We start from the raw sequence: 24223 nt of genomic DNA, 5'->3' as shown, positions 1-24223 counted from the left end.
GCCGATGCCCGCGCGCAGCCCAATTTCGCTCGGCCCGTGGCTACATGTCGAGCTCCACGCGCACGGTCTTGCCCACCGGCACGCGGTCGAGCACCGCCCACCGGTCGGCCAGCGCCTCGACGAGCAGAAGACCGCGACCACCGTCGGCGAGCGGCGGCGGTTGCGGTACGGCGTCCCGCGCCGGCGGCCGTCGCTCGCCCCGCGTGTCGGAGACCTCGATGCGCAGCGTCCGCGGGGTGCGGGTGAGCCGCAGCTCGAAGTCCCGCCCGGGCACGCGCCCGTGGGTCACGGCGTTTGCGGCCAGCTCGGCCACCAGAAGCTCGACGGTGTCCGAGACGTCGGAGCCGTGCGGATGGCCCCAGGCGTGGAGCTGATGCGCCGCCAGATGCCGGGCGAGCCGGGCGCCCAGCGGTGTGGAGCTGAAGCGCTGGGTGAACACACGTACGGTGCCGACCTGTTGGGACGAGATGGGCGGTGGTTGCATACCGGCCACCGTGGCGGCCCGCGGTGGCGCGACCCCAGATCGGGGACTCGTACGCAGAGTAAGCGTATGGGTGCGCAGGGTGGACGGTACGGATAACCCACGGGAGCTGGTGGACCACCTGATCCACCTCGCGGAACGCCGCAACATCGAGCTCCAGATCATGCCGTTGGTACGGGAGAGCCACGCGGGGCTGGGCGGCCCCATGCGGCTCCTGGAGACGCCGGACAACGAGTGGCTGGCCTACTGCGAGGGTCAGGAGACACGTGCCCCACCACCGTCCACGTCCGCGACTCCAAGGTCACCGACGGCCCCCGCCTCGCCCTCGCCCCGGACTCCTGGGCCGCCTTCGTGCGCCTCGCCTCGGACGCCGTCGTCTGACCCGCCCGTCACACCGGGCTCGCTGTCAGTGCCGGGCCCTACCGTGGAACTCGGAAGATCACCACTGCCGAGCAGACGCGGGGAACCATCATGTCGGCGACGACCGTCACCGTGCCGGAGGACAGGCTCCATCCGGCGATCACGCACGAGGCGACGCGGCGGAGGCTGACGGGAGCCGGGCTGCCCGTCGAGGGGCCGATGCGTTTCGAGCCGGTGGCCGGCCCGCGGATGCGGACCGTGCGACAGTACGTGGTGGACGAGGGCGGCGACCCGGCGAAGATCGAGCCGGACGTCGCCGAACTGCTTTTCATGGGCCATCTCCGCGGGAATGACGGCTACGACGCGGACGAGATCGTCCTCGACGGCTCCACGGGACGCGTGTTCACCATGTGGCTCTACATACGGTCCCCGGGGAGCGCGCGGCTGTTCCCGCTCGCCCCGTCCCTCGACGCGCTGGTGCGCTTCGTGTCGGCCGTCTGCGAATTCGGTTCCCTGCGGGGGAGGTTCGCGGGGCTCGCCGGGCGGACGGGAGCGGACGCGGTGGCGGAGGCGTCGGCGCTGCTCATGTCGGTCTTCACCGAGGAGGAGTGGGGCGAGGGCGGCTGGGGCGGCGCGGGCGACCCGGCCGAGTGGGAGCACGCGGTCCCGGCGTGCTGGCGGATGATCGCGGCGATACGGCCGATGGCCCTGATCGCCGGGCCCGGGAACGGCCTGCGGCTCGAACTGCCGGAGGGGCTGCTGGACGAGGAGTTCGGGGCGGACGGAATCGTCCGCGTCGACCCGTCCGAGCTGCCGGCGGCCCTGACGCACGAGCCGACACGGCGATTCCTGGCGGACGTGGGTCTGCCCCGGGACGCCCAGATGTTCGGCATGTACGCGGAAGACGCCCTGCTGCCCCTGCCGGTCGACCGGGAACGCTCCAAGCGGGACCCCGACCTCCGGCATCTGTGGCAGGGGCCGGACAAGCTGCCCCCGGATGCAGAACACCTGCTGCTCCTCGGCGGCCTGATGCACGACTTCCATGTTCTCGTCGACGGGCGGACGGGTGAGGTCCACTACGCCGAGTACGACGCCGACCGAGTGGTCCCGGTCAACGCCGACGTGTCCACGCTCGCGTTCACGCTGTGGCTCCACAGCCGTGAGCGGCAGCTCGACGAGGAGCACGACTTCACCGGCGACTTCTACTACCCGCTCGCCGTCACCATGGCCGACACGCTCGCCTCGGTCGACCCCGTGGCCTGCCTGCCGGCCACGACCCCGGACGACTACCGCTACTGGCCGGAGGTTTTCCACGACTGCGCGGGGGACGTGCTCTGACGCCCGGCGAAGAGCCTCGGCCGCCCAGGCCCGAACCTGGCGGTCGACTGCCCCGGCCTTCCACGTGCGGTGGGCACATGGGCGGTCCCGCGCCTTGCCAGAATGCCTGTACCGAGGCGGTGTTGGAAAATCCTGAGGCTGCCGGTGCAGCAGCTTGCTCTGTGATCGACTGGAGGCGTGGAAGTCATCTGGACAAGTGCAGTAGCGGTCGCCGGTACGTTGCTGGGTTCGGTGATGACGCACACCTTCCAGCGCCTCTCTGCCAGGCGCAACGAGCTGTTCACGCGGGCTGAAGCGCTTCGTCAGGAGCGCATAGCCACGTACAGCGCGTTCGCTGCGGCAGCGGAGGACTACCGCCACGGCCAGGCGTACCGCTGGTACCGCAAGAAGGAGGACCCGGACGGAGAGACGTTCATCCTGGCGCGGGACGAAGCGCACCGCCGCCGGACGGAGACCCGGCAAGCGCTCTACCGGGTCAAGCTGCTCACCGACGACCGCGAGGTGATCCTCGCGGCCGAGCGGGCCTACCGGCGCACGCGGGAGGTGTCGGAGGCAGCTGACCAGGCGGACAGGGACGCACGAGATTCCGCAGCGAGACGAGCGATCGAGGCGTTCGTCTCCAGCGCCTCCCTGCTGCTTCGCTGAGCCGGTCCGACCTGAAAGGTCGGCCGGAGGCGGTGGGCGGTTCCCGGCATCCGGCTCAGCACGGCAGGCTCAGCCCTCCACGAACAGGTCCTCGGCCTCGGTGACGGTGAGCGCCCGGTCCAGCCACCGGTCGAGCCTGTCGAGGTCGGTGCAGCCGGCGATGCGGTCGCGGGTGCTCTCCAGGGTCGGGATCTGACGCTTCTCGAGAACGCGGAGAATCATCTCCGCCCGTGCCTCCACCCGCCCTTCCTCGCGTCCCTCTTCGACGCCCTTGAGGTACGACTCCTCGACGATGGTGCCCCGGCCGGGAAAGAAGGTTCCCCTGCTCATCAACGTCCTCCAGATGGTTCGGGCCGGGCTGAGGAAGTGACCATGATGGGAACGCTAGGGGCCGCCGACGTACCGGAATGCGCCCTTGGCATATGACCACCCGCCAGCGTGACAGTCGGGTGGGCACCTTGACCGGGTCAGACGTGCGCGACGCCCCCGTCCCTCGCCATCTCTTCGGCGATGTGGCGGTTGGTGGCCTGCCAGACGTCCTTCGGGACCTTCGGCAGCACGTCGTCCCAGAGCGGCAGACAGCTGCCGCGCAGCTGCATCATGCCCTCCGGCCTGGCGATCAGGAACATGTGCAGATGCGTGCCGCCGTCACCCCACTTGTTGACGTGGACGCGGGCGACACCGCCCAGCGACTTGATCGCGCGCTCCACCCGCTGGAGCATCCCGCCCAGCTCGGCGGCGCGCTCCGGCGGGAGGTCGTGCAGGTCGTAGTGGCCGCGCGGCTGGAGCAGGACCATCGCGGGAAGCGCGCCCGGTTCCGGGTCGGCGGTGAGCCGCCAGTGTTCGTCCGTCCACAGGAACTCGCTGTCGGGACTGCCACAGGCCCCGCACTCCTCGGGACCGGCCTCACCGTGCCGCCCGGGCTCCGGCAGCGTCGGCTCGTCCAGAATCTTGACCTGGAGGTCCCCTTCGTAGGGGAAGACCTCCCAGAACGGGATACCGTCGGCGGGAAACGGTATCCGCTCCCCGATGGGCAACCGCCTTACGTACGGGCTCGGTTCAACAGTCATGGCCGCAGCCTCGCACAGGGTCACGACCGCGGAACCCACCGCTCACCGATCACGGCCATGACACGCCGGCCCGCCCGGCCCCGGCCGGGAACCGGGCCGTATCACCGACCGCGGACCCGACGTGCTGACGCTGATCATGGGCGTACGAGACGGGTCTGGTGTCGGTATCGGGGTGAACCGGGCCGCCCGGGACGGGGCGGATGTGCGTCCGGGGGACCTCGGATGTCAGGATGAGCCAATGAGTAGCAACGTCTTCTTCGACATCACCATCAACGACGAGCCCGCCGGCCGGATCGTTTTCGCGCTCTTCGACGACGTGGTCCCCAAGACCGCCAAGAACTTCCGCGAGCTGGCCACGGGCGAGCACGGCTTCGGCTACGAGGGCTCCTCGTTCCACCGCATCATCCCCAACTTCATGCTGCAGGGCGGCGACTTCACCGCCGGCAACGGCACCGGTGGCCGCAGCATCTACGGTGAGAAGTTCGCCGACGAGAACTTCCAGCTCAAGCACACCAAGCCGGGCCAGCTCTCGATGGCCAACGCCGGGAAGAACACCAACGGCTCGCAGTTCTTCATCACGACCATCGTCACCGACTGGCTCGACAACAAGCACGTCGTCTTCGGTGAGGTCGTCGAGGGCATGGACCTCGTGAAGCGGATCGAGGGCCTCGGTTCGGGCTCCGGCACCCCCTCGGCGAAGGTCACCATCGCCAAGTCGGGCGTCGTCGAGGGCTGACCTCTCCCGCAAGACCCTCCCGCGAAACGCGACAGGGCCCGTCGGCACACGCCGACGGGCCCTGGGCGTTCGTGTCACGTCCGTGTCACGACTCGTCGGGCTCCAGCCGCAGCGAGATCGAGTTGATGCAGTACCGCTGGTCCGTGGGGGTCGGATAGCCCTCGCCCTCGAAGACATGGCCCAGGTGGGAGCCGCACCGGGCGCAGCGCACCTCGGTGCGGACCATGCCGTGGGAGGTGTCGGAGACCAGTTCGACCGCGTCGCTGTCCTTCGGGTCGTAGAAGGACGGCCAGCCGCAGTGGGACGCGAACTTGGTGTCGGAGCGGAACAGTTCGGCGCCGCACGCCCGGCAGGAGTAGACGCCGGCGGTCTTCGTGTCCGTGTACTCGCCGACGAAGGCGGGCTCCGTGCCGGCCTGGCGCAGGACCGCGTACTCGGCGGGGGTCAGCTCCGCCCGCCACTGCTCGTCGGGCTTCTCCACGTCGTACGCCATTCGGTGCGCCTCCCTCAGTTCGACAGCCGGGCCAGGATCAGCGGACCGAGGTCCGTGACGTCTCCCGCGCCCATGGTGAGAACGTAATCGCCGGGCTTCGCCATTCCCGCGATCACGTCGGGCACCGCAGCCTTGTCGTGGACGGCCGTGACCTCCGCGCCTGCCGCCTTCGCCGCGTCGATGATCAGTTCGCTGGTGACGCCGGGGACCGGGTCCTCGCGGGCCGGGTAGATGTCGAGGACGACCGAGGCGTCCGCGAAGGCCAGCGCCTGACCCATCTCGGCGCCCAGCTCCTGGGTGCGGGAGAAGAGGTGCGGCTGGAAGACGACCAGCAGCCGGGAGCCGTCGCCCGCGCCGCGCATGGCCTCCAGGTCGGCGGTCATCTCGGTCGGGTGGTGCGCGTACGAGTCGATGACCTGGACGCCGGCGGCCTCGCCCTTGAGCTGGAGGCGGCGCTTGACGCCGGTGTACGTGCCGAGGGCGGAGGCCAGGTTGTGCGCGGGGATGCCGAGGGCGGTGCCGGCGGCGAGCGCGGCGACCGCGTTCAGCGCGTAGTGGCGGCCGGGGACGGACACCGTGAAGGTCAGCAGCCTGCCGTTCAGCAGGACGGTGACCTCACTGGTCAGGCCGCGCGGCGTGATCTTGTGCACACGAACGTCGGCCCCCTCCGACTCGCCGTAGGTGACGACCTTCACCGAGGACACGTCGCGCACCCGGCGGGTGAGCTCGGCGGCGCCCGACTGGTCGGCGGAGATCACCAGTGTGCCGCCCGGCACGACCTTGCCGACGAAGGTCTGGAAGGACTCGTAGATCTCGTCCATCGAGGCGTAGTTGGCGTGGTGGTCCAGCTCCACGTTGAGGACGATCGCGACCTCGGGGTCGTACTTGTGGAAGCTGCGGTCGCTTTCGTCCGCCTCGGCGACGAAGATGTCGCCGCTGCCGTGCCGCGCGTTGGTGCCCGGACCCTCGAGGTCGCCGCCGATCGCGTACGACGGGTCGAGGCCCAGCTCGGTCAGGGCGACGGCCAGCATCGAGGTCGTCGTGGTCTTGCCGTGCGTGCCGGCGACGGCGATGGAGCGCAGCCCGGTCATCAGCGAGGCCAGTGCGTCCGAGCGGTGGACGACCGGGACGGACAGCTCGGCGGCGCGCACGAGCTCCGGGTTGTCGGCGCGGATGGCGCTGGAGACGACGACGCTCGTGGCGTCGTCGGCCAGGTGCCCGGCGGCGTGGCCGATGTGCACGGTGACGCCGAGGGCGCGCAGGGCCTCGGCGGTCGCCGAGTCCCTGGCGTCGCTGCCCGCGACCTTCGCGCCGCGCTGGGCGAGGATCTTCGCGATGCCCGACATGCCGGCTCCGCCGATGCCGATGAAGTGCGGGCGCTCCATCGCGCCGGGAACGGCGGCGGGAACGGCGGGTGCCATGGTCTTCTCCCCAAGCTGTACGACTACGTGCGGCTGCCCACCCTATTGCCTGTGGGACTACTCGCTGTGCGCGAAGAGTTTCAGGACGGGGACGCCGACCTTGTGGCGGGCCCTGGACGCCCAGTCGCGGTGGAAGAACTCCTCGACGTAGTGCGGCTCGGTCAGGACGATCACCTCGTCGGCGTCCGCCTCGTCGACCACGGACTTCAGCTTGTTCAGCGGGTGGTCCTCGACGAGATGGCCGACCGCCTCGCAGCCCGCCGCGCGCAGGGCGGCGAGCGAGTGCTCCAGTGCCCGCTGGGCGGGCGCCTTGGCCTCGGCCCCCGCGGGCTCCTCGCCCTCGCGGACCGCGTCCTTCAGATCACCGACGGCGACGTCGTCGATGGCGCGCAGCAGTACATCGGCCTGGTCCCCGCGCGGCTGCATGAGGACGACGAAGGCGACACCCTCCTCGCCGTGCAGCGTGGTGACGAACTCCACGTCCTCCGAGGTCAGGGGCTTCTCGATCATCAATACGCTTGTGAACACCTCAGGAGCCCTTCTGCGGAAACTGCGGATGGAGCGGATAGTGCGGTACTGCGGAAACCAGCCGTCCTTCCCCCGTGCCCGTACGGGGAGCGTGCGCAATCAAGTGTGCCCGCCAGAGACTAAACGGAACGGTAAATTCCGCTAATTGCCGGACGTGGCCGTCAGACGCGCCGGTAGCGCGTGAACAGGAATCCGGCCTCCTCCAGCACGGAATCCAGGGCGAACCGCGCCGGATCGGGCAGCCCCGGCCCGCCCGCGATGCGTTGCGCGTCCCCCACGGTCATCGTCGGGGACACGGTCAGGCACAGCTCGTCCAGTACCCCGGCGGCCGCGAACTGACCCAGCATCCTCGGGCCGCCCTCGGTCAGCAGCCGCACCAGCCCGCGCTCCGCGAGCGCGTGCACCGCCCTGGCGGGCTCGACACCGGGCCCGTCACCCGCGACGACCACCTCCGCGCCGGCCTTCTCCGCCGCGTGGATCCGCTCCGGCGAGGCGGCCGCGCCGGTCAGCACCAGGGTCGGCACCAGCGGCTCGGTGAACAGCGGGAGCGAGAAATCCAGGTTCAGCGAGGCGCTGACCACGGCGATCGCGGGGGCGGGCCCCTGCCCAGCGGCGGCCCTGCGCTCCGCGAAGGCGTCACGGGCACGGGCGGGGCGGTAGCCCTCCAGCCGGACCGTCTCGGCGCCCACCACCACGGCGTCGGCCAGGCCCCGCAGGGTACCGAAGATCCGCATGTCGGCGGCGGAGGAGATCGGCTGCGAGCGGCCTTCGTGCTGGGCCGCCCCGTCGAGCGAAGAGACCATGTTGGCGCGCAGCCACACGCCGCCGCCCGCGCTGCGGGCCTCGGCCGCCCCGTGGCCGGGGCTGCCGCCGGCGCCCGCCTCACCGCCCGCGGCCATGCCCCGCTCGGGGTACGCGTAGGCCGCGGCCAACTCGTCCAGCGACCACTCCCGGTCGCCGGCTGCCGCTGTCTGGTCGGTCACAGGGAACAGGCGTCGCATACGGTGCAGTCTGGCACGCCCCTTACAGTGGAGTACTGTGCCGACCAGCCCGATAACCGAAGCCGCTCCCCTGTCGCTCTGCGCCCGCGAGCCGCACGTCCCCGCCGACCGCCTGGTCGCGGAGATGGTGCCGCCGCCGCGTTTCGACTCGGTCCGCTTCGACACCTACGTGCCCGACCCGAAGCAGCCCAGCCAGGTCGAGGCCGTCAAGGTGCTGAGCGACTTCGCCTCCGGCCTCGGCGGGGCGCAATCCACCGGCAGCGGCCGACGGCGCTGGTTCGCCAGGACCCCCAGGAAGACAGCCCCCGCCGGCCCCCGCGGCGTCTACCTCGACGGCGGGTACGGCGTCGGCAAGACCCACCTGCTCGCGTCGCTGTGGCACGCCACCCCCGCGGAACCGTCGCTCAAGGCGTTCGGCACCTTCGTGGAGCTGACCAATCTGGTCGGCGCGCTGGGCTTCCAGCAGACGGTGCAGACGCTGAGCGGGCACCGGCTGCTGTGCATCGACGAGTTCGAGCTCGACGACCCGGGCGACACCGTCCTCGTCTCCTCGCTGCTCCGCCGGCTGGTCGACGCCGGTGTGGCGCTCGCGGCGACCTCCAACACGCTGCCCGGCAAGCTCGGCGAGGGCCGTTTCGCCGCCGCCGACTTCCTGCGCGAGATCCAGGGCCTGTCCGCCCACTTCCGCCCGCTGCGGATCGACGGCGAGGACTACCGTCACCGCGGGCTGCCGGAGGCCCCTCCCCCGTACTCGGACGAGCAGGTCACCAGCGCCGCGTACGCCGCGGAGGGCGCGTCCCTCGACGACTTCCCGCATCTGCTGGAGCACCTCGCGAAAGTGCACCCCAGCCGGTACGGGGCGCTCACCGACGGGGTGCGGGCCGTGTGCCTCACCGATGTCCGGCCGGTGCCCGACCAGTCGACCGCACTGCGGCTGGTCGTACTCGCGGACCGGCTGTACGACCGGGAGGTGCCGGTGCTCGCCTCCGGCCTGCCGTTCGATCAGCTGTTCAGTGACGAGATGCTGAACGGCGGCTACCGGAAGAAGTACTTCCGGGCGATCTCGCGGCTCACCGCGCTGGCACGCGACGCGAAGCCCTTGGTGGCGCAGTAGGTTTGGGGCCGTAACCCGATCTGAAGGGAACCATCATGGCCACCACCCGCCAGGCCCACACCGTCTGGGAAGGCAGCCTGCTCGAGGGCAAGGGCGTCGTCACCCTCGACTCCTCCGGCATCGGCGAGTACCCGGTCACCTGGGCGGCTCGGACCGAGCCCGCGGAGAGCGGCAGGACGAGCCCCGAGGAACTGATCGCGGCCGCGCACTCCAGCTGCTTCAACATGGCCTTCTCGCACGCCCTCGCCGGTGCGGGGACCCCGCCGGCCCGCCTGGACACCAAGGCCGAGGTGACCTTCCAGCCGGGTGAGGGCATCACCGGCGTCCACCTCACCGTCGTCGGCGAGGTGCCGGGCATGGACGAGGCGGACTTCGTCAAGACCGCCGAGGTCGCCAAGGAGAACTGCCCGGTCAGCCAGGCGCTGAAGGCCACGAAGATCACCCTCAGCGCGTCGCTCGCCTAGCACACAGGCACCTCGAGGCACAGTGGCCCGCACGGTTACGTCTCGCGTTCTCTGCGTGATACACCGTGCGGGTCACATCTCCTGTCCGCCAACAGGAAGTTGCCTCATATGTCCGCAACACGACGTGAAATTCTGGCCCGTACCGGCGCGCTCGGCGCCGGGATCGCGTTCACGGGCGCCTTCTCCGAACTCTTCGCCGGCACCGCGGCCGCCCGTGGTCACCGCGGGTACGGCCCTCTCGTCCCCGACCCGGACGGACTGCTCGACCTGCCGAAAGGTTTCCGCTATCGGGTCCTGTCCCGCGAGGGCGACCCACTGCGCTCCGGCGAGGGCCCGGTCCCGTCCAACCACGACGGCATGGCAGCCCTCCCGGGCCGCCGCGGGCGGATCCACCTCGTCCGCAACCACGAGAACCGCCACACCGCCACCATCGGCGTACCGACCGTCGAGGGCCTGACCTACGACCCCGCGGCCAGGGGCGGCTGCACGGCCCTCGAACTCGACGGCCGGGGCGAGGTCCTCGGCGAGCGGGTCGCCATCGCCGGCACCGCCGTCAACTGCGCGGGCGGCCCCACCCCTTGGAACACCTGGCTGACCTGCGAGGAGAACGAGGACCGGGCCGGCACCAACGGCTACACCAAGGACCACGGCTTCATCTTCGAGGTCGACGGAGCCGACCCGCACCGCACCGGTGCCGTGCCGCTCACCGCGATGGGCCGCTTCCAGCACGAGGCGATCGCCGTCGACCCCGGGAGCGGGATCGTGTACGAGACGGAGGACGCGTTCGACCGCCCCTTCGGCCTCTTCTACCGCTTCCTGCCCGACAAGCCGCTGGGCGGCACCGGTTCACTCCGCGCGGGCGGCGCACTGGAGGCGATGCGGGTACCGGGCGTGCCCGACCTGTCGGAGATCAAGGACATCGGCGCGTCGTTCGACCGGATCGAATGGGTGCCCGTACCGGACAGCCAGGCCAAGCAAACCCCCATCAGGCTCCAGGACTTCGGCCCGAAGGGCATCACCCACGCCCAGAAGCTGGAGGGCTGCTACTGGGGCGGCAGATCGGTGTACTTCGTCTCCAGCTACGCCCGCAGCTCGGAGGGCTCCGCCGGCGACCACTTCGGCCAGGTGTGGAAGTACGAGCCGCACCGCCGGCGCCTCACCCTGGTCGTCGTCTTCGGCCCCGGCACCGGGATCGACATGCCCGGCGAGTTCCCGGACAACATCTGCCTGGCGCCCAGCGGCGGCCTGATGGTCTGCGAGGACGGCAACGGCGCCCAGCACGTGTACGGGCTGACCAAGCGCGGCGAGGTGTACCCGGCGGCCAGAAACGCGCAAAACATCGGCACACCGGACGAGCCCGAGTGGGGCGAGTTCGCCGGCGTCGTGTTCTCCCCGGACGGCGACACGATGTACCTGAACTGCTACCGGCCCGGCACGACGTTCGCGGTCACGGGGCCGTGGTGCTGAGCGGGCTGCGGTAGCCGAGCGTTCCGCGCGAGGGCTCCCCCGCCGCGGTGCCGGCGGCATCGCAGCGCAGCACACGCAGGTGCTCGTCCAGCACCAGGAGGTCCGCCGGGGACCGGGCGAGCAGCACCTCCAGAAGGGCCTCTCCCAGGTCGCCCGCGGGCGGTGGGGCACGGTTCGGCAGGTCGGCGTCCGACACGATTCACCACCCTTCGGGCACTGCTCGCGACAGCGGACTGCCGCGCGGCTCCGGTCCCGGCCAAGCTAAGCGGATTCACGGCCGGGAGCACCTTTTGCCGGGTGGCCCCGTCGGAACGGTGCCACCCGGCAGGGCCGGCTGCTCGGCGACAGCCCGACGACGACTATTCGACGATGAGCTCGATCGGGAGGTTGCCGCGGGTCGCCTTGGAGTAGGGGCAGTACTCGTGCGTCTTCTTCAGCAGGTCCTGGCCCGCCTCGCCCTGCAGGTGGTCGGGGAGCTCGACCCGCATGATCACGGAGAGCGCGAAGCCACCGTCGGCGGCGTCCTTGCCGATGCTGACCTCAGCGGTCACCGAGGCGTCCTTGACGTCGATCTTCTCCTGGCGGCCGATGGCTCCCATGGCGCTGGCGAAGCAGGCGGCGTACCCGGCGGCGAAGAGCTGCTCGGGGTTGGTGCCCTGGCCGTTGCCGCCGAGGGCGGCGGGGAAGGCGAGCGGCAGGTCGATCTGGCCGTCCGAGCTGACGGCACGGCCTTCGCGGCCGTTGGCGGTGGCGACAGCGGTGTACAGGGCGTCCATGGGTGAATCCCTCTTCGTCTTGACGGAGTCGTGGTCGGTAGGGGTCAGGAACCGACCTCACGAATAGAAGCACACAATTAAGTTGCGCACAACTCAATGGGGCGCAGCTTGGTATGGTGGGCGCATGGAGAAGAAGACGCTGCGGGACGTGCCGGACGAGGACTTCCTCCGCCTCGAGCACCAGATCTGCTTCTCGCTGCACACCGCGTCGCGTGCCTTCAACGGCGTGTACCGGGCAGCACTGAAGGAGCTGGGGCTCACCTACCCCCAGTACCTGGTGATGCTGGTCCTGTGGGAGCACGGCGAACTACCGGTGAAGCAGATCGGCGAACATCTGCGGCTGGACTCGGGGACGCTGTCCCCGCTGCTGAAGCGCCTGGAGGCGGCGGGTTACGTGGAGCGCCGGCGCAGCGCGGCGGACGAACGCTCGGTCACGGCCCGGCCGACCCCGGCGGGGCGCGCGCTGCGCGAGCGGGCGCTCGGCACGCCGCGGCGGATCGCGGAGGCGACGGGGCTGACGCTGGAGCGGATCCGGGCGCTGCGGGAGGAACTGGACGCGCTGACGACGACGCTCGACGCGCACGCGTAACGGCTGGGCGGCGAGGTGCCGATCCTGCAACAGTCCGATGCCAACCGCTCATGCGCAGAACCGGTCGGCGGATCACACAGTCCTGATCTTTGTGCTATCACCCATAGACCAGGAGGCGCCACACGGGGCGTAGCAGAATGGCGGCCGCGGCAGCGCTGGGCGCACTACGGTTCTTCTCACCACGGGATACTCGTTCAGCGTCGGTGACGTGAAGAAGAAGGACGAGTCGGCGGCCGGCGAGGAGAAGCAGACCGGGGAGACGCCGACGGCTGGAGAGGCGCCGGCCGGTGACGAATCCGCGGCACCCGGGGACGTCAGCGAGGACGGAGCTGTCCACAAGACCCGAGTCGCGCAGACGATCTCCGACAAGCTTGCCGCGGACACGGGCAAGCGTCCCGACCGCGTTACCTGTCCCGAGCACCTCCCGGCGCGAGTCGGCGCCACGATCCGCTGCGAGCTCACCGCGGGCAGCGACACCCTGGGCGTCACCGTCACCGCCGTCTCGGTCAACGGCGGCCGGGTCAACTACAACTTCGTGGTCGACGACACCGAGTAAACACGGAGTCCGGGGCGGTGCCCCCCGACACCGCCCCGGACTCCTCCCGGCCCCGGTACCGCGCTCCGCGCGGTGTTTCGGGGGCTCCGCCCCCGGACCCCCGCGCCTCAAACGCCGGCGAGGCTGGATGTGCCCAGTTCCGTGCCGGGTCGGGGGCCTTGAGCGCTTGGCGGGGCTTGAGTTGTCCTCGTGGGCGCCCCTGTCTCGCGCAGCGAGGTTGGGCTTGCCCGGCGGGCCGGGTTGCCGCGCAGCGGCAAATCAAGCCCGGCCTGGGGGTACCACCCACGGCCGCCAGGCCGTAGGGGGAGATTGAGGCCACCGCCCGGAGGGCGGTACCGGGCCCGGGCGAAGCCCGGGCCCGCCCACCCAGCGGCACACAGCCTCGGGCGGAGCCCCCAACTGCCGCGCGAAGCGCGGTACGGGGCCCGGGGGCGGAACCCCCCGGTTCGGGAAGGGGCGGGTAGGGGAACACGCCCCCGCGCAGCGGACCCGCCCCCCGCACGCGCCCCCCCTACTTCACCGACCCCGCCATCACGCCCTGCACAAAGTGCCGCTGGAAGGCGAAGAAGACCACCAGCGGGACCACCAGCGACAGGAACGCCCCCGGCGCCAGGACGCCGATGTTGCTGCCGAACTGGCGCATCTGGGACTGGAGCGCCACCGTCAGCGGCTGGGACTCGCTGTCCGCGAAGAGGAGCGCGACGAGCATGTCGTTCCACACCCACAGGAACTGGAAGATCGCCAGGCTCGCGAGGGCCGGGCGGCCGAGGGGCAGGACCAGTTGGGAGAAGATGCGCCACTCCGAGCCGCCGTCCATCCGCGCGGCCTCCAGCATCTCCCGCGGGATCTCGGCGAAGTAGTTCCGCAGCAGGAAGACCGCGAACGGCAGACCGTAGGCGACGTGGAAGAGCACGACGCCCGCGACCGTCCCGAACAGGCCGATCGTGCCGAACAGTTTGGCGACCGGCAGCAGGCCGATCTGGACGGGCACGACCAGCAGGCCGACGACGACGAGGAAGATGCCGTCGCGGAAGGGGAAGTCCAGCCACGCGAAGGCGTATCCGGCGAGGGCAGCGATACCGACGACCAGGAGGGTCGTGGGCACCGAGATGAGGACCGTGTTCCAGAAGGCCTCGCCGATGCCGGAGTCCTCGAAGAGCGCCGTGTAGTTGTCCAGAGACAACTGCGACGGGTCGGTCAGCGCTGTCCACCAGCCGTCGGACGCGTTGTCCCGCTCGGAGCGCATCGAGGAGAGGAACAGGCCCGCCAGCGGTGTGATCCAGACGAGCGCGACCAGGACGAGCACGGCCTGGACCGCTCCGTTGCTCAGCCAGGCGGCGAGCCGGCTCTTGCGGCGTCGGGCGGTGGGCGGCGGCAGGGGGACGGGCCGGACGGCGGCCCGGTCGGCCGGCCGGCGCTCGACGGTGGTGCGGCCGCTCATGATCGGCTCCTTCGGAAGCGCCGGACGTTGAAGATCATGGCCGGAACGACCAGCAGGAGCAGCAGCACGCTCAGGGCGCTGCCGAGTCCCTGGTCGTTGCCGCCGCCGAAGGACACCAGCCACATCCGGGTGGCGAGGACGTTGGCCTCTTCCTGGACCGGTCCGGGCGCGATGATGTAGACGAGGTCGAAGACCTTCATCACGTTGATGACCAGCGTCACGAAGACGACCGTGAGCACGGGCGCCAGCAGCGGCACGGTGATCTTGCGGAAGATCTGGCCCTCGGAGGCGCCGTCCATCCGGGCCGCCTCCAGCGCGTCGCGCGGGATCGCGGCGAGTCCGGCGCCGATGAGCACCATCGCGAAGCCGGTCCACACCCACAGATACGCGCCGATGATGGCCGGGGTGACCAGCGCCGGCCCGAGCCAGTTCACGCCCTGGTAGGGCGCGGCGAAGTTCGAGGCGGGCAGCCGGACGGTGTACGCGCCGTCGGCGAGGCCCGTGAAGCTGAACGAGCCGTCGGCTGCGGTGGTCGTGGTGGCCGCGGCCTTTCCGTCGCGGACGGCCTCGACGGTCATGCCGGGCAGGCCCTTCTCCGCCGGGTCGACCTTGCCCTGGGTGCCGCTGCCGCCCGGGGCGAAGTCGAGGTAGGCGACGCCGCCGAGCTCGTCCGCCGCGGGGCTGGGGACGGCGGCGGCCCGTGCCTGAGCCGGGATCGCGTCGGGTGCCACGCCGACGAAGCCGAGGGTGACCGAGCCGCCGGGGCGGACGGCCTCCGTCGTGGTGTACGGGCCGCCGGCCTTTCCGGCCAGGCCCTGGTTCTCGCGGACACGGGCCGTCGGGTAGGCGGCGGGGTCCTCGAAGGAGTCGTGGACGGCGACCACGGCCGCGTTGATCACACCGCGGTCGGGGTCCTGTTCGTACGCGAGGCGGAAGATGATGCCCGCGGCGAGGAAAGAGACCGCCATGGGCAGGAAGAGCACCAGTTTGAAGGCGGTCGCCCAGCGCACCTTCTCCGTGAGGACGGCCAGCATCAGGCCGAGGCCGGTCAGCAGGACGGGTGCGACGACGACCCAGATGGTGCTGTTGCGGATGGCTTTGAGGGTGGCGGGGTCCTGGAAGATCTCGGTGTAGTTCGCCGCGCCGACGAACTGCTCGCCGCTGGCGTCGAACAGGCTGCGCCCGACGGAGAAGACGACGGGGTAGACGACGAGCGCGCCGAGGAGCAACAGGGCCGGCAGGACGAAGAGGACCGCAAGGCGGCGTTTTCTGCGCTGGGCCCGGCGCCGCGGGTCGGGCGCGGCGCCGGAGTGGGGGGTGCGGGCCCCGGGGGCCCGCGCCTTGAGTGTGTCGGCCATGGCGGTATGCCTCAGTTCCCGTACGCCTTGGCGGCCGCGGCCTCGAGCTTGGCGGCGGTGGCCTTCGGGTCGGACGGGTCGCGCAGGAAGTCCTGGAGGAGCTTCCACTCGCCCGCGCCCTTGGTGCCGCCGAACGCGGCCGGCGCCTGGTCGGACATGTCGAAGCGGACCGAGTTGCCCGCGGCGATGAGAGACTCGGCGGTGGACCGGGTGGTGTCGTCGCCGTACGCGTCGAGGCTGACGTTCTTGTTGGGCGAGAGGAACCCGCCGGCGCCGGCCCAGATCTCGGCCGCCTCCGGGGTGGCGAGGAACTCGAGGAGCTTCATGCCGGCCTCGCTGTTCTTGCCGTCCTTGAGGACGGCGGCCGCGTCACCGCCGCTGACCACGGGGGCCTTGCCGCCGTCGACCGCGGGGAACGGGAAGAAGTCGGCGTCCTCGCCGAGCTTGCGGCCGAACTCGTCCTTGGCTATGCCGCCGACGAAGTCGCCCTCGTAGACCATGGCCGCCTTGGGCTCGGGGCCGAAGACCTGCTCGACGGAGGCCGGGAAGTCGGTCTGCAGCGCGGACTTCGCGCCGCCCGCGACGAGCTGGTCGTCCTTGAACAGTTCGCCCAGCGTGGTCAGCGCCTTGACGACGCTCTCGTCGGTCCACTTCAGTTCGTGCTGGGCGAGCTGGTCGTACTTCTCGGGGCCGGCCTGGGAGAGGTAGATGTTCTCGAACCAGTCGGTGAGGGTCCAGCCGTCCTCGCCGGCCACCGCGAAGGCGGGACGGCCGGAGTCGGCGAGGGTGTGGCCGGTCTTGAGGAGGTCGGCGTACGTCTTGGGCGTGCTGACGCCGGCCTGGGTGAACGCCTCGGGGCTGTACCAGACGGTGGACTTGTGGGCGGCCTTGAAGTAGAGGCCGTAGTAGGTGTCGTCGACGGTGCCGTAGTTCTTCCACACGGGGGCGAGCCCGTCGGTGGCCGTCTTCGCGGTCTCGTCGGACAGCGGCTTGAGCCAGCCCTCCTTGGCGAACTGCTGGAGGACGCCGACCTGGGGCACCATCACGACGTCGGGGGCGTTGCCGCCCTCGATCTTGCTGCCGACGAAGGTGGAGACGTTGTCGCCGGAGGGGACGAAGACCGTCTTGGCGCCGGTCTTCTCGCTGAAGGCGTCGAGCACCTTCTTGAAGTTCTTCTGCTCGCTGCCGGTCCACACGCCGGCGACGGTCACGGTCTTGCCGCTGAGTTCGCCGCCGCTCGCGGGTCCGGTGGTGCTGCCGCCGCAGGCGGTCACGCCGAGGGTGAGGCCGAGTACGGCGGAGGCCGCGGCCGTCGTGCGCAGGGTGGTGGTCCTTCTGCTGGTGCTTCGCATGGTGAGGGTCCTTCCAGGGGTGAGGGTCAGGAGACGGGGTGGTCGCCGGTCCACCAGGCGGCGGTCGCTCCGGGGAGCACACCGTCGGGGCAGGGACCGCTGGCGAGCAGGGGGGTTCCGGACACGGGGGCGGGCACCGGGTCCGTGCCGAAGTTGACGGCGCAGATCAGCCCGTCGCCGCGGGCCATGGCCAGCACCTGTGCGGGCGCGTCCAGCCAGCGCAGAGTGCCTTCGCCGAGCTGCGGCAGGCTGCGGCGCAGTTGCAGGCCGTCGCGGTAGAGGTGCCAGAAGGAGCGGGTGTCGGCCAGGGCCCGGTCGGTGGCGTGTTCCGCGAACCACTCGGGTTGCGGGAGCCACGGCCGGGCCCCGGCCGCGCCCTGGCTGAAGCCGAACGGGGAAGCGTGGCCGGACCAGGGCAGTGGAACGCGGCAGCCGTCGCGGATGCGCTTGCGGCTGCCGGTGCGGTGGAAGATCGGGTCGGTCAGCACCTCGTCCGGCAGGTCGAGGACCTCGGGGAGGCCGAGCTCCTCGCCCTGGTAGACGTAGGCGGCGCCGGGGAGGGCGAGCATCAGGAGGGCCGCGGCGCGGGCGCGGGCGGCGCCGAGGCCGCTGCCCTCCACGCCGGGCTCGCCCGCGTACCGGGTGACGGTGCGGACCTGGTCGTGGTTGTTGAGCACCCAGGTGACGGTCGAGCCGGTGCCGGCGATATCGCGTATCGCCTCGTCGATCGTCGAGCGGAAGGCGTCCGCGTCCCAGGGGGCGGAGAGCAGGTCGAAGAAGAAGGCCTGGTGCAGTTCGTCGGGGCGGACGTACTCGGCGTGCTCGCGTGCGGTGGGTACGGAGACCTCGCCGACGAGGAGCCGGTCCCTGCCGTCCCGTTCGGCGTACTCGTCGCACACCGCGCGCCAGCGGCGCCACACGTCGTGGACCTCGGGCTGGTTCCAGGCGAGCGGGTTGACCGAGTCGCGAGACCGCTCGTCGGCCTCCGGGTCGTCGGAGTCGGGCAGCGCGGGGTGCTTGAAGAGGCCGGCGGCGACGTCGATGCGGAAGCCGTCGACGCCGCGGTCCAGCCAGAAGCGCAGCACCTGCTCGAAGTCGTCGCCGACGGCCGGGTCGCGCCAGTTGAGGTCCGGCTGCTCCGGGGTGAACAGGTGGAGGTACCACTCGCCGGGGGCGCCGTCGGGCTCGGTGACGCGGCTCCAGGCGGGGCCGCCGAACATGGCGCGCCAGTTGTTGGGCGGCTCGTCGCCGCCGGGGCCGCGGCCGGGCGCGAAGTGGAAGCGGGAGCGGGCGGCGCCGCCGGGGCCGGCGGCGAGCGCCGCGCGGAACCACGGGTGCTCGCTGGAGCAGTGGTTGGGGACGATGTCGAGCAGCAGCCGGAGCCCGAGGCGGCCGGCGTCGGCCATCAGCCGGTCGAATTCGGCGAGGTCGCCGTATACGGGGTCGACGCCGGTGTAGTCGGCGACGTCGTAGCCGTGGTCGCGCTGCGGGGACGGGTAGAACGGGCTGAGCCAGATGCCGTCGACGCCGAGCTTCCTGAGATAGGGAAGCCCGGCCCGCACGCCTGCCAGGTCGCCGATGCCGTCCCCGGTGCTGTCGAGGAAGCTGCGGACGTAGACCTGATAGATCACCGCGTCGCGCCACCAGGGATCGGGGGCGGTGACGGGGCGGGAGGGGTCGCCGATGGCGGCCGGAAGCGTGCTGAGCATCTCGCGTCGACCTGTTTCTGCTGGATGCGAGGGCGCCCCGGATCGGGTGCGCTGTTATGCATGCATGTTAAGTACCAGCGACTGGAAGGTGTCAACGGTGTGTCCGGAAACTGCCATCAGGTTGGGGGATTTGTCCCGGAATGCGGTAACCAAAAGCAGAAGCTCCTGCCTAACATGTAAGTAGGAGCTCTGTGGAACGAAGGAACCAGACGAAGTGACCGGGTCAGTCCCTGCGGGAGATCGCGGCGAGTTCGCGCGCGAGCCGTGCCACCGCCTCTTCGGGCGTCTGGCGCAGCGCCATGACGTCCTGCGCCACCGCCTGCACGGCCAGGCTCACCTGGTCGTAGCGCGGGCTCTTGGGGCGCGGCACCGCGGACAGCACGCTCTGGCGCAGCGTCGGCAGATAGGGATGGGCCCGCACGAGCTCCGGGTCCTCGTACAGCTCGGCGCGCACGGGCGGCAGGGAGCCCTCGGTGAGCACCTGGCGCTGGACTGGCTCGCTGGTGAGGTAGGCGATCAGGTCGGCGGCGGAGGCCGGATGGCGGGAGTGGCTGCTCACCGCCAGGTTGGAGCCGCCCAGCACGCTGGTGCCCGGCCCGTCGGGCCCGGGCAGCGGCACCACGCCGAACTTCCCCGCGACCTTGGAGTCCTCGGCGCTGGCGTCGGAGTAGACGTACGGCCAGTTGCGCAGGAAGAGCAGCCTGCCGTCCTGGAACGCCTGCCGGGACTCCTCCTCCTTGTAGCGCAGCGCCTCACGGGGGATCCAACCCTCCCGCACCCCGTCCGCCAGGAAGGTGAACGCCTCACGCGCGGCGGCGGAGTCCACCGTGACCCGGTCGCCGTCGTCCCGCAGGATCGACCCGCCGGCCGAGTGCACGGCCTCCGCGACGTTGACGGTCAGCCCCTCATACGGCAGGAACTGGCCCGCGTAACCGTCGAGACCTTGCCGGGGAGCGATGGTGCGTGCCTGACGCGCCAGTTCCGCCCAGGTGCGCGGCGGCTTCTCGCCCGCCCGGTCGAGGACGTCCTTGCGGTAGTAGAGCAGTCCGGCGTTGGTGACGTACGGGACCGCGTACAGCCGCCCGTCGAAGGTGGCGGTGTCGACCACCGGCCGCAGGAAGCTCTTCAGCGGGAAGCGGTCGCGCTGCAGCGGGGAGATCCAGCCCGCCGCGGCGAACTCGGACGTCCACGCCACATCGATGTTCAGCACGTCGAACCGTTCGCTGCCGGAGCGCAGCTCGCTGATCATCTGCGCCCGTGTCTCGTCCGCCGAGTCCGGCAGTTCGACCAGGGTCACCCGCTCGTCGGGGTGGCCGCTGTTCCAGTCGTCGAGCAGCGGCGAGAGATAGTCGGTCAGATCGCCCGCCGTCACGAGCGTCATGGGGCCGCGCCCCTCGGGGTCCGCGCCCCGGCCGGCGGAGCCGAAACCCGCGTAACCGGCCAGTACCACCGCCGCGACCAGGAGTCCCCTACCCGCGGCACGCATCCACCGCATAGGTTCCTCCCAGTGCACGATCCGGCTGCGCTGCCGAGTATCGCGGCCTATATATACCCGTTAGGCATGGGCGATACTAGACGTCCAGGCAGACGAGGCGCGTGCCACAGAACACACGCCGCGGCCGGGGCAACAGGAAACCATGTCAGCGGGAGGGAGGGGAGCGCGTGCGGCTGCCGCTCCTGGCACTCCTGACCCGTGGCCCCGCGCACGGCTACGAGCTGAAGCAGGACCTTGAACAGCTCCTCGGCGCCGCGTACCCTCAGCCGAACGTCGGCCAGATCTATGTGACCCTGGGCCGGCTGGAGAAGAGCGGTCTGATCGACGGCGAGGACGTCGAGCAGTCGGGCCGGCCCAACAAGCGCACGTACCGGCTCACCGACGCCGGCCGTGAGGCGGTGCAGGCCTGGTTCGAGGAGACCACGGACGAGCCGCGGGTGCGGGACGAGTTCTTCATGAAGCTCGCGCTCGCCCCCCAGTCCGGACTGGCCGATCCGGTCGCCCTGATCAACAAGCAGCGGCGGCAGTACCTCAACACCATGCGGGACCTGTCCAAACTGGCCGCCGCGGAGGACCGTGACAACAGGATCTCCCAGCTGCTGATCGAGGGAGCCATGCTGCATCTGCAGGCCGACCTCGACTGGCTGGAGCGCTGCCAGGAGGAGCTGGAATGAGCGACACCGCAGCCCCTTCGGGCGAGGCCGCCACGCCGATCGTCCGGGCCGAGGGCCTGACCAAGACGCACCACGGCGAAGGCGCCCCGGTGCACGCCGTGCGCGGCGTGGACCTGACCGTCCGGCCCGGCGAGTTCGTCGCCGTCACCGGCCCCTCCGGCGCGGGCAAGTCGACGCTGCTGCATCTCATCGGCGGCCTCCAGCGGGCCGACAGCGGGAAGCTGTGGCTCGACGGCCGGCGGGTCGACGAGTACCGCGAGGCCCGCTGGGCGGTGCTGCGGCGGCGCCACATCGGCGTCGTCTTCCAGTTCTTCAACCTGGTCTCCAACCTCACCGTCGCCGACAACGTCGAACTGCCCGCACTCCTCGCCGGCGCCTCCCCCCGGGCCGCCCGCGACTCCCGTGCCGAACTCCTCGCCGAGCTCGGCCTCGAAGGCCGCGAGAAGTCCATGCCCGGCGAGCTCTCCGGCGGAGAGCAGCAGCGCGTCGCGCTCGCCCGGGCCCTGGTCAACCACCCCGCCCTGCTGCTCGCCGACGAACCCGCCGGCAGCCTCGACAGCAAGGGCACCCGGGAGGTGCTCCGGCTGCTCTCCCGCTTCCACCAGCGCGGTCAGACGATCGTGATGGTCACCCACGACGCCCGGATGGCCAGCGCCGCCGACCGTGTCATCAGCTTCTTCGACGGGCGGATCGCGGACGACGCCGAGCTCGGCGCCGGACGCCGCGGCCCGGGCGGCGGGGTGTCCGGCGTGCTCGAACTGAAGGACTGACCGTGCGGGCCACTCTGCGCTGGGCGCACGCCGACTTCCGCGCACACCGCGGCGAGGCCCTCTTCGTCGTCCTCGCCAGCGCCGGGATCATCGCCTCGCTGCTGCTCGCGGGCGCGCTGTTCAGCTACGCCGCCAACCCGTGGCAGCGGATCTTCAACCAGTCCCAGGGCGCGCACATCTGGCTGCAGACCCGGGTGGGCGCCGACACGGCCGCCCTCGCGGATCTCGACGGCGTCGCCGGTCTCTCCGGCCCGTTCCCGACCGCGGCCACCACCGTCGAGTCGCAGGGCGCGCGGGCCGCGGTGGCGCTGCGCGCCGCGGAGACCCGGCCGCCGGAGGTGGCACGGCCGCTCGTGACCACCGGGAGCTGGCTCGCGCCGCCCGACGGCGGCCGCCCGACGGGCACCGTCGTGCTGGAGAGCTCGGTCGCCCGGGCGCTGTGGGCCGAGCCCGGCGACACCGTACGGGTCACCGGGCAGGACGGCGCGCCGCACACCCTGCGCGTGACCGGCGTCGCCGAGGCGGCGGAGCCCGCCTACCGGCCGGGCGGCGGGCCCGGCATCGGCTGGGTGCTGCCGGACACCCTCGACTCACTCGCGCCCGGCGGCACCGGGCAGAGCGTGGGGCTGCGGCTCGACGACGCCGGCGACACCGACTTCATGGTCCAGCGGGCGGTGACCCTGCTCGGTGCCGACCGGGTCGAGACGGTCACCAAGTGGCAGCAGGCGCGGGCCGAGGCCGGCGGCGACGACCGGCTGCTCGGCCAGCTCTTCGCCGTCTTCGGACTCGGCGCGCTGCTGGCGGCCGCGCTCGCCGCGTCCGGGGCGATCGGCGCCCGGGTCCGCGGACAGCTCCGGGACATCGCCGTGCTCAAGGCCGTGGGCTTCACCCCGGGGCAGGTGGTGCGCGGCTTCCTGGTACAGCACCTGGCGTTCGCGCTGCTCGGCGTCGCCCTCGGGACGGCGGCGATCGCCCTCCTCGGGGCGCGGATACCGGGCCGGATAGGCGACGCGGCCGCCCTCTGGCAGGACCTGCCCGGATACGCGGCGCTGATGATCGGTGTGCCGTGCGGCGCGGTCCTGCTGATCGCGGCCGCGACCGGGCTCGCGGCCTGGCGCGCCGGCCGCGTCCCGCCGGTCCCGGTGGCCCGGGCCGCGCAGCCGTCGGCCGCGCCGATGACCGTGCTCGGCCGGCGGGCGCTGGGGATGCGGGTGCCGCCGGCCCTGGTCCTCGGCTGGCGCTCGGCCTTCTCCCGCCGGGGCCGTACGGCCGTCGCCGTGGGGCGTCTCGCGCTGCCGCTGGTGCTGATCACGGTCGCGCTGGTGGCCTGGTCCACGCTCGACCAGTTCCGCTCCAGGCCCGCCGAGATGGGGCTGCCCGCGGCACTGACCGTACGGGCCCAGCAGCCCGGCGGGCCCACGGAGGACGAACTGCTGCGGACCCTGGCCGGGGTGCCCGAGGTGGCCGCCGTCCATCCCGGCGCCGAGCTGGCCGCACTCGTCCCCGGGCAGACCGGCACCATCACCCTGCGCGGGCTCGGCACCACCGAGGACCCGTACCCGTCGGCGGTCGCCGAGGGCCGGGCGGCCCGCGGCGCGGACGAGGCGGTCGCCGGACAGGGGCTGCTGGACCTGCTGGGCGTACGGGTCGGCGACTGGGTGCGGATGACGGTCGAGGGCCGGCCGCAGATACTGCACATCGTGGGCCGCAGCATCGAACCGGAGTCCGGCGGACGGGTCGTCTCCACGACCCTCGACGCCCTGCGGGACCGCGATCCGCAGCTGCGGCCCGACTTCCACGCGCTGGTACTGGCCGACGACGCGGACCCGCGGGCGGTACGGGCCGCACTCGACGAGGCGGCGGGCGGCACGCTGGAGATCCGTGAGACGCCGAACCCCGCGGACCGGCTGGAACCGGCGCGCGGGGTGATCGCGGCCCTGATCGCCGTACTGGCCCTGATCGGGCTGACCGAACTGTTGACACTGATCGGCACCGGGGTGCGCGACCGAGGCCGGGACCTGCTCGCACTGAAGGCGATCGGACTGACGCCCCGCCAGATCGGCTCGGTCATCGTGATCGGCGCCGGGCTGACGGCGCTGGTGGCGGCCGTCGCGGGGACCGCCGTCGGCGCGCTGACCGGGGTGTGGCTGGTGGACGCCCAGGGCAGCTCCAGCGGCATGGGGGCGGGCATCGCCCATCTGCCGCCGTGGCCGGTGCTGGTCGGGGTCGTCGCCGGCGCCGTGGTGGGCGCGGTGGCGGCGGCCTCACTGCCGGCGACGCGGACGGCGCGGCGGCGGCTGGCGGACTCGCTGAGCGAGACGCTCTGAGCACGCGCCCGGGGGCGTGCGGAGTGCCGCACGCCCCCGGACGGGTGGGGGGAGACGC

At 71.6% G+C, this 24223-nt stretch carries 25 protein-coding genes and 2 pseudogenes; 13 read left to right on the top strand and 14 right to left on the bottom strand.

The genetic code is table 11. The features are described from left to right. Positions 1–40: 40 nt before the first annotated feature. Positions 41–484 carry an ATP-binding protein gene (locus tag ACWD01_RS30080; protein WP_451166134.1) on the bottom strand — a complete coding sequence of 148 codons (444 nt, stop codon included), beginning with the start codon at positions 482–484 and terminating at the stop codon, positions 41–43. A gap of 91 nt (positions 485–575) precedes the next feature. On the opposite strand from ACWD01_RS30080, the pseudogene ACWD01_RS30075 reads away from it, so the two are divergent. The 4 genes and pseudogenes from ACWD01_RS30075 to ACWD01_RS30060 all read left to right on the top strand — a co-directional run. After that, positions 576–746 (top strand): annotated as a pseudogene (locus ACWD01_RS30075) (Scr1 family TA system antitoxin-like transcriptional regulator); the annotation flags it as partial. Continuing rightward, a pseudogene (locus ACWD01_RS30070) lies at positions 746–862 on the top strand (DUF397 domain-containing protein); the annotation flags it as partial. The pseudogenes ACWD01_RS30075 and ACWD01_RS30070, both read left to right, overlap by 1 nt. 90 nt (positions 863–952) lie before the next feature. Further along, positions 953–2179: an SUKH-4 family immunity protein gene (locus ACWD01_RS30065; protein WP_451166133.1), complete on the top strand. Its 1227-nt coding sequence runs from the start codon at positions 953–955 to the stop codon at positions 2177–2179. 234 nt (positions 2180–2413) lie between these two features. Next, positions 2414–2824, top strand: a complete 411-nt coding sequence (locus tag ACWD01_RS30060) for a hypothetical protein (protein WP_451166131.1) — start codon at positions 2414–2416, stop codon at positions 2822–2824. A 69-nt stretch (positions 2825–2893) separates the two neighbouring features. Here ACWD01_RS30060 and ACWD01_RS30055 read toward each other — a convergent pair whose 3' ends face one another. Both ACWD01_RS30055 and ACWD01_RS30050 read right to left on the bottom strand, forming a co-directional pair. Then, complete coding sequence (locus ACWD01_RS30055) at positions 2894–3154, bottom strand: hypothetical protein (protein ID WP_451166129.1); 261 nt, start codon at positions 3152–3154, stop codon at positions 2894–2896. Positions 3155–3291: 137 nt separating this feature from the next. After that, positions 3292–3894 carry an HIT family protein gene (locus ACWD01_RS30050; RefSeq protein WP_451166127.1) on the bottom strand — a complete coding sequence of 201 codons (603 nt, stop codon included), beginning with the start codon at positions 3892–3894 and terminating at the stop codon, positions 3292–3294. A 238-nt stretch (positions 3895–4132) separates the two neighbouring features. On the opposite strand from ACWD01_RS30050, the gene ACWD01_RS30045 reads away from it, so the two are divergent. Further along, the gene (locus ACWD01_RS30045; protein ID WP_356894722.1) at positions 4133–4630 is read left to right on the top strand and encodes a peptidylprolyl isomerase; all 498 of its coding nucleotides are present in this window, start codon (positions 4133–4135) and stop codon (positions 4628–4630) included. Positions 4631–4715: 85 nt separating this feature from the next. Here ACWD01_RS30045 and msrB read toward each other — a convergent pair whose 3' ends face one another. The 4 genes from msrB to ACWD01_RS30025 all read right to left on the bottom strand — a co-directional run bounded on the left by msrB (position 4716) and on the right by ACWD01_RS30025 (position 8073). After that, positions 4716–5123 (bottom strand): peptide-methionine (R)-S-oxide reductase MsrB, encoded by a 408-nt coding sequence (gene msrB / locus ACWD01_RS30040; RefSeq protein WP_451166125.1) that lies wholly within the window; start codon positions 5121–5123, stop codon positions 4716–4718. 14 nt (positions 5124–5137) lie between these two features. Beyond that, entirely contained in the window at positions 5138–6544 is a 1407-nt protein-coding gene (gene murC / locus ACWD01_RS30035) for a UDP-N-acetylmuramate--L-alanine ligase (RefSeq protein WP_451166123.1), read from the bottom strand. A gap of 57 nt (positions 6545–6601) precedes the next feature. After that, positions 6602–7072 carry an indole-3-glycerol phosphate synthase gene (locus ACWD01_RS30030; RefSeq protein WP_451166121.1) on the bottom strand — a complete coding sequence of 157 codons (471 nt, stop codon included), beginning with the start codon at positions 7070–7072 and terminating at the stop codon, positions 6602–6604. A 161-nt stretch (positions 7073–7233) separates the two neighbouring features. After that, on the bottom strand, positions 7234–8073 hold the full coding sequence (locus ACWD01_RS30025; protein ID WP_451166120.1) for a pyrimidine reductase family protein: 840 nt from the start codon (positions 8071–8073) through the stop codon (positions 7234–7236). A 37-nt stretch (positions 8074–8110) separates the two neighbouring features. On the opposite strand from ACWD01_RS30025, the gene zapE reads away from it, so the two are divergent. The 3 genes from zapE (at position 8111) to ACWD01_RS30010 (ending at position 11118) form a co-directional block, all read left to right on the top strand. Next, positions 8111–9187, top strand: coding sequence for a cell division protein ZapE (gene zapE / locus ACWD01_RS30020; protein ID WP_451166118.1), 1077 nt, complete (start codon positions 8111–8113; stop codon positions 9185–9187). A gap of 35 nt (positions 9188–9222) precedes the next feature. Beyond that, the gene (locus ACWD01_RS30015; protein ID WP_451166117.1) at positions 9223–9651 is read left to right on the top strand and encodes an OsmC family protein; all 429 of its coding nucleotides are present in this window, start codon (positions 9223–9225) and stop codon (positions 9649–9651) included. Positions 9652–9759: 108 nt separating this feature from the next. Beyond that, entirely contained in the window at positions 9760–11118 is a 1359-nt protein-coding gene (locus ACWD01_RS30010; protein ID WP_451166115.1) for an alkaline phosphatase PhoX, read from the top strand. Here ACWD01_RS30010 and ACWD01_RS30005 read toward each other — a convergent pair. Both ACWD01_RS30005 and ACWD01_RS30000 read right to left on the bottom strand, forming a co-directional pair. Continuing rightward, positions 11099–11314, bottom strand: coding sequence for a hypothetical protein (locus tag ACWD01_RS30005; protein WP_451166113.1), 216 nt, complete (start codon positions 11312–11314; stop codon positions 11099–11101). The genes ACWD01_RS30010 and ACWD01_RS30005 overlap by 20 nt on opposite strands. A 163-nt stretch (positions 11315–11477) precedes the next feature. Next, a complete protein-coding gene (locus tag ACWD01_RS30000; protein WP_451166111.1) occupies positions 11478–11894 on the bottom strand; it encodes an organic hydroperoxide resistance protein in 417 nt (138 codons plus the stop codon). Between the two features lie 124 nt (positions 11895–12018). Between ACWD01_RS30000 and ACWD01_RS29995 the strand changes: the two genes are divergently transcribed. Next, a complete protein-coding gene (locus ACWD01_RS29995) occupies positions 12019–12483 on the top strand; it encodes a MarR family winged helix-turn-helix transcriptional regulator (RefSeq protein WP_451166109.1) in 465 nt (154 codons plus the stop codon). Between the two features lie 208 nt (positions 12484–12691). Beyond that, entirely contained in the window at positions 12692–13039 is a 348-nt protein-coding gene (locus ACWD01_RS29990; RefSeq protein ID WP_451166107.1) for a DUF4333 domain-containing protein, read from the top strand. A gap of 511 nt (positions 13040–13550) precedes the next feature. Here the strand turns inward: ACWD01_RS29990 and ACWD01_RS29985 are convergent. The 5 genes from ACWD01_RS29985 to ACWD01_RS29965 all read right to left on the bottom strand — a co-directional run bounded on the left by ACWD01_RS29985 (position 13551) and on the right by ACWD01_RS29965 (position 20394). Continuing rightward, entirely contained in the window at positions 13551–14480 is a 930-nt protein-coding gene (locus ACWD01_RS29985) for a carbohydrate ABC transporter permease (protein WP_451166105.1), read from the bottom strand. After that, positions 14477–15838 carry an ABC transporter permease subunit gene (locus ACWD01_RS29980; protein WP_451166103.1) on the bottom strand — a complete coding sequence of 454 codons (1362 nt, stop codon included), beginning with the start codon at positions 15836–15838 and terminating at the stop codon, positions 14477–14479. Before ACWD01_RS29980 ends, ACWD01_RS29985 begins: the two co-directional genes overlap by 4 nt. 11 nt (positions 15839–15849) lie before the next feature. Continuing rightward, positions 15850–17190, bottom strand: coding sequence for an ABC transporter substrate-binding protein (locus ACWD01_RS29975; RefSeq protein ID WP_451166101.1), 1341 nt, complete (start codon positions 17188–17190; stop codon positions 15850–15852). Between the two features lie 26 nt (positions 17191–17216). Next, positions 17217–18899 carry a glycoside hydrolase family 13 protein gene (locus tag ACWD01_RS29970; RefSeq protein WP_451166099.1) on the bottom strand — a complete coding sequence of 561 codons (1683 nt, stop codon included), beginning with the start codon at positions 18897–18899 and terminating at the stop codon, positions 17217–17219. A 223-nt stretch (positions 18900–19122) separates the two neighbouring features. Next, positions 19123–20394 (bottom strand): ABC transporter substrate-binding protein, encoded by a 1272-nt coding sequence (locus ACWD01_RS29965; RefSeq protein WP_451166097.1) that lies wholly within the window; start codon positions 20392–20394, stop codon positions 19123–19125. 167 nt (positions 20395–20561) lie between these two features. On the opposite strand from ACWD01_RS29965, the gene ACWD01_RS29960 reads away from it, so the two are divergent. Genes ACWD01_RS29960 through ACWD01_RS29950 form a run of 3 tightly spaced genes read left to right on the top strand, consistent with a single transcriptional unit; the run spans position 20562 to position 24165 of the window. Further along, the gene (locus ACWD01_RS29960; protein WP_451166095.1) at positions 20562–21068 is read left to right on the top strand and encodes a PadR family transcriptional regulator; all 507 of its coding nucleotides are present in this window, start codon (positions 20562–20564) and stop codon (positions 21066–21068) included. Continuing rightward, positions 21065–21838 carry an ABC transporter ATP-binding protein gene (locus ACWD01_RS29955; RefSeq protein ID WP_451166093.1) on the top strand — a complete coding sequence of 258 codons (774 nt, stop codon included), beginning with the start codon at positions 21065–21067 and terminating at the stop codon, positions 21836–21838. Before ACWD01_RS29960 ends, ACWD01_RS29955 begins: the two co-directional genes overlap by 4 nt. A 2-nt stretch (positions 21839–21840) precedes the next feature. Continuing rightward, on the top strand, positions 21841–24165 hold the full coding sequence (locus ACWD01_RS29950) for an FtsX-like permease family protein (RefSeq protein WP_451166091.1): 2325 nt from the start codon (positions 21841–21843) through the stop codon (positions 24163–24165). Positions 24166–24223: the final 58 nt, after the last annotated feature.

It is taken from the genome of Streptomyces sp. NPDC002835 (assembly GCF_053591995.1).
The sequence above is the reverse complement of the archived record's forward strand: the minus strand, read 5'-3'. Positions and strand labels throughout refer to the sequence as shown.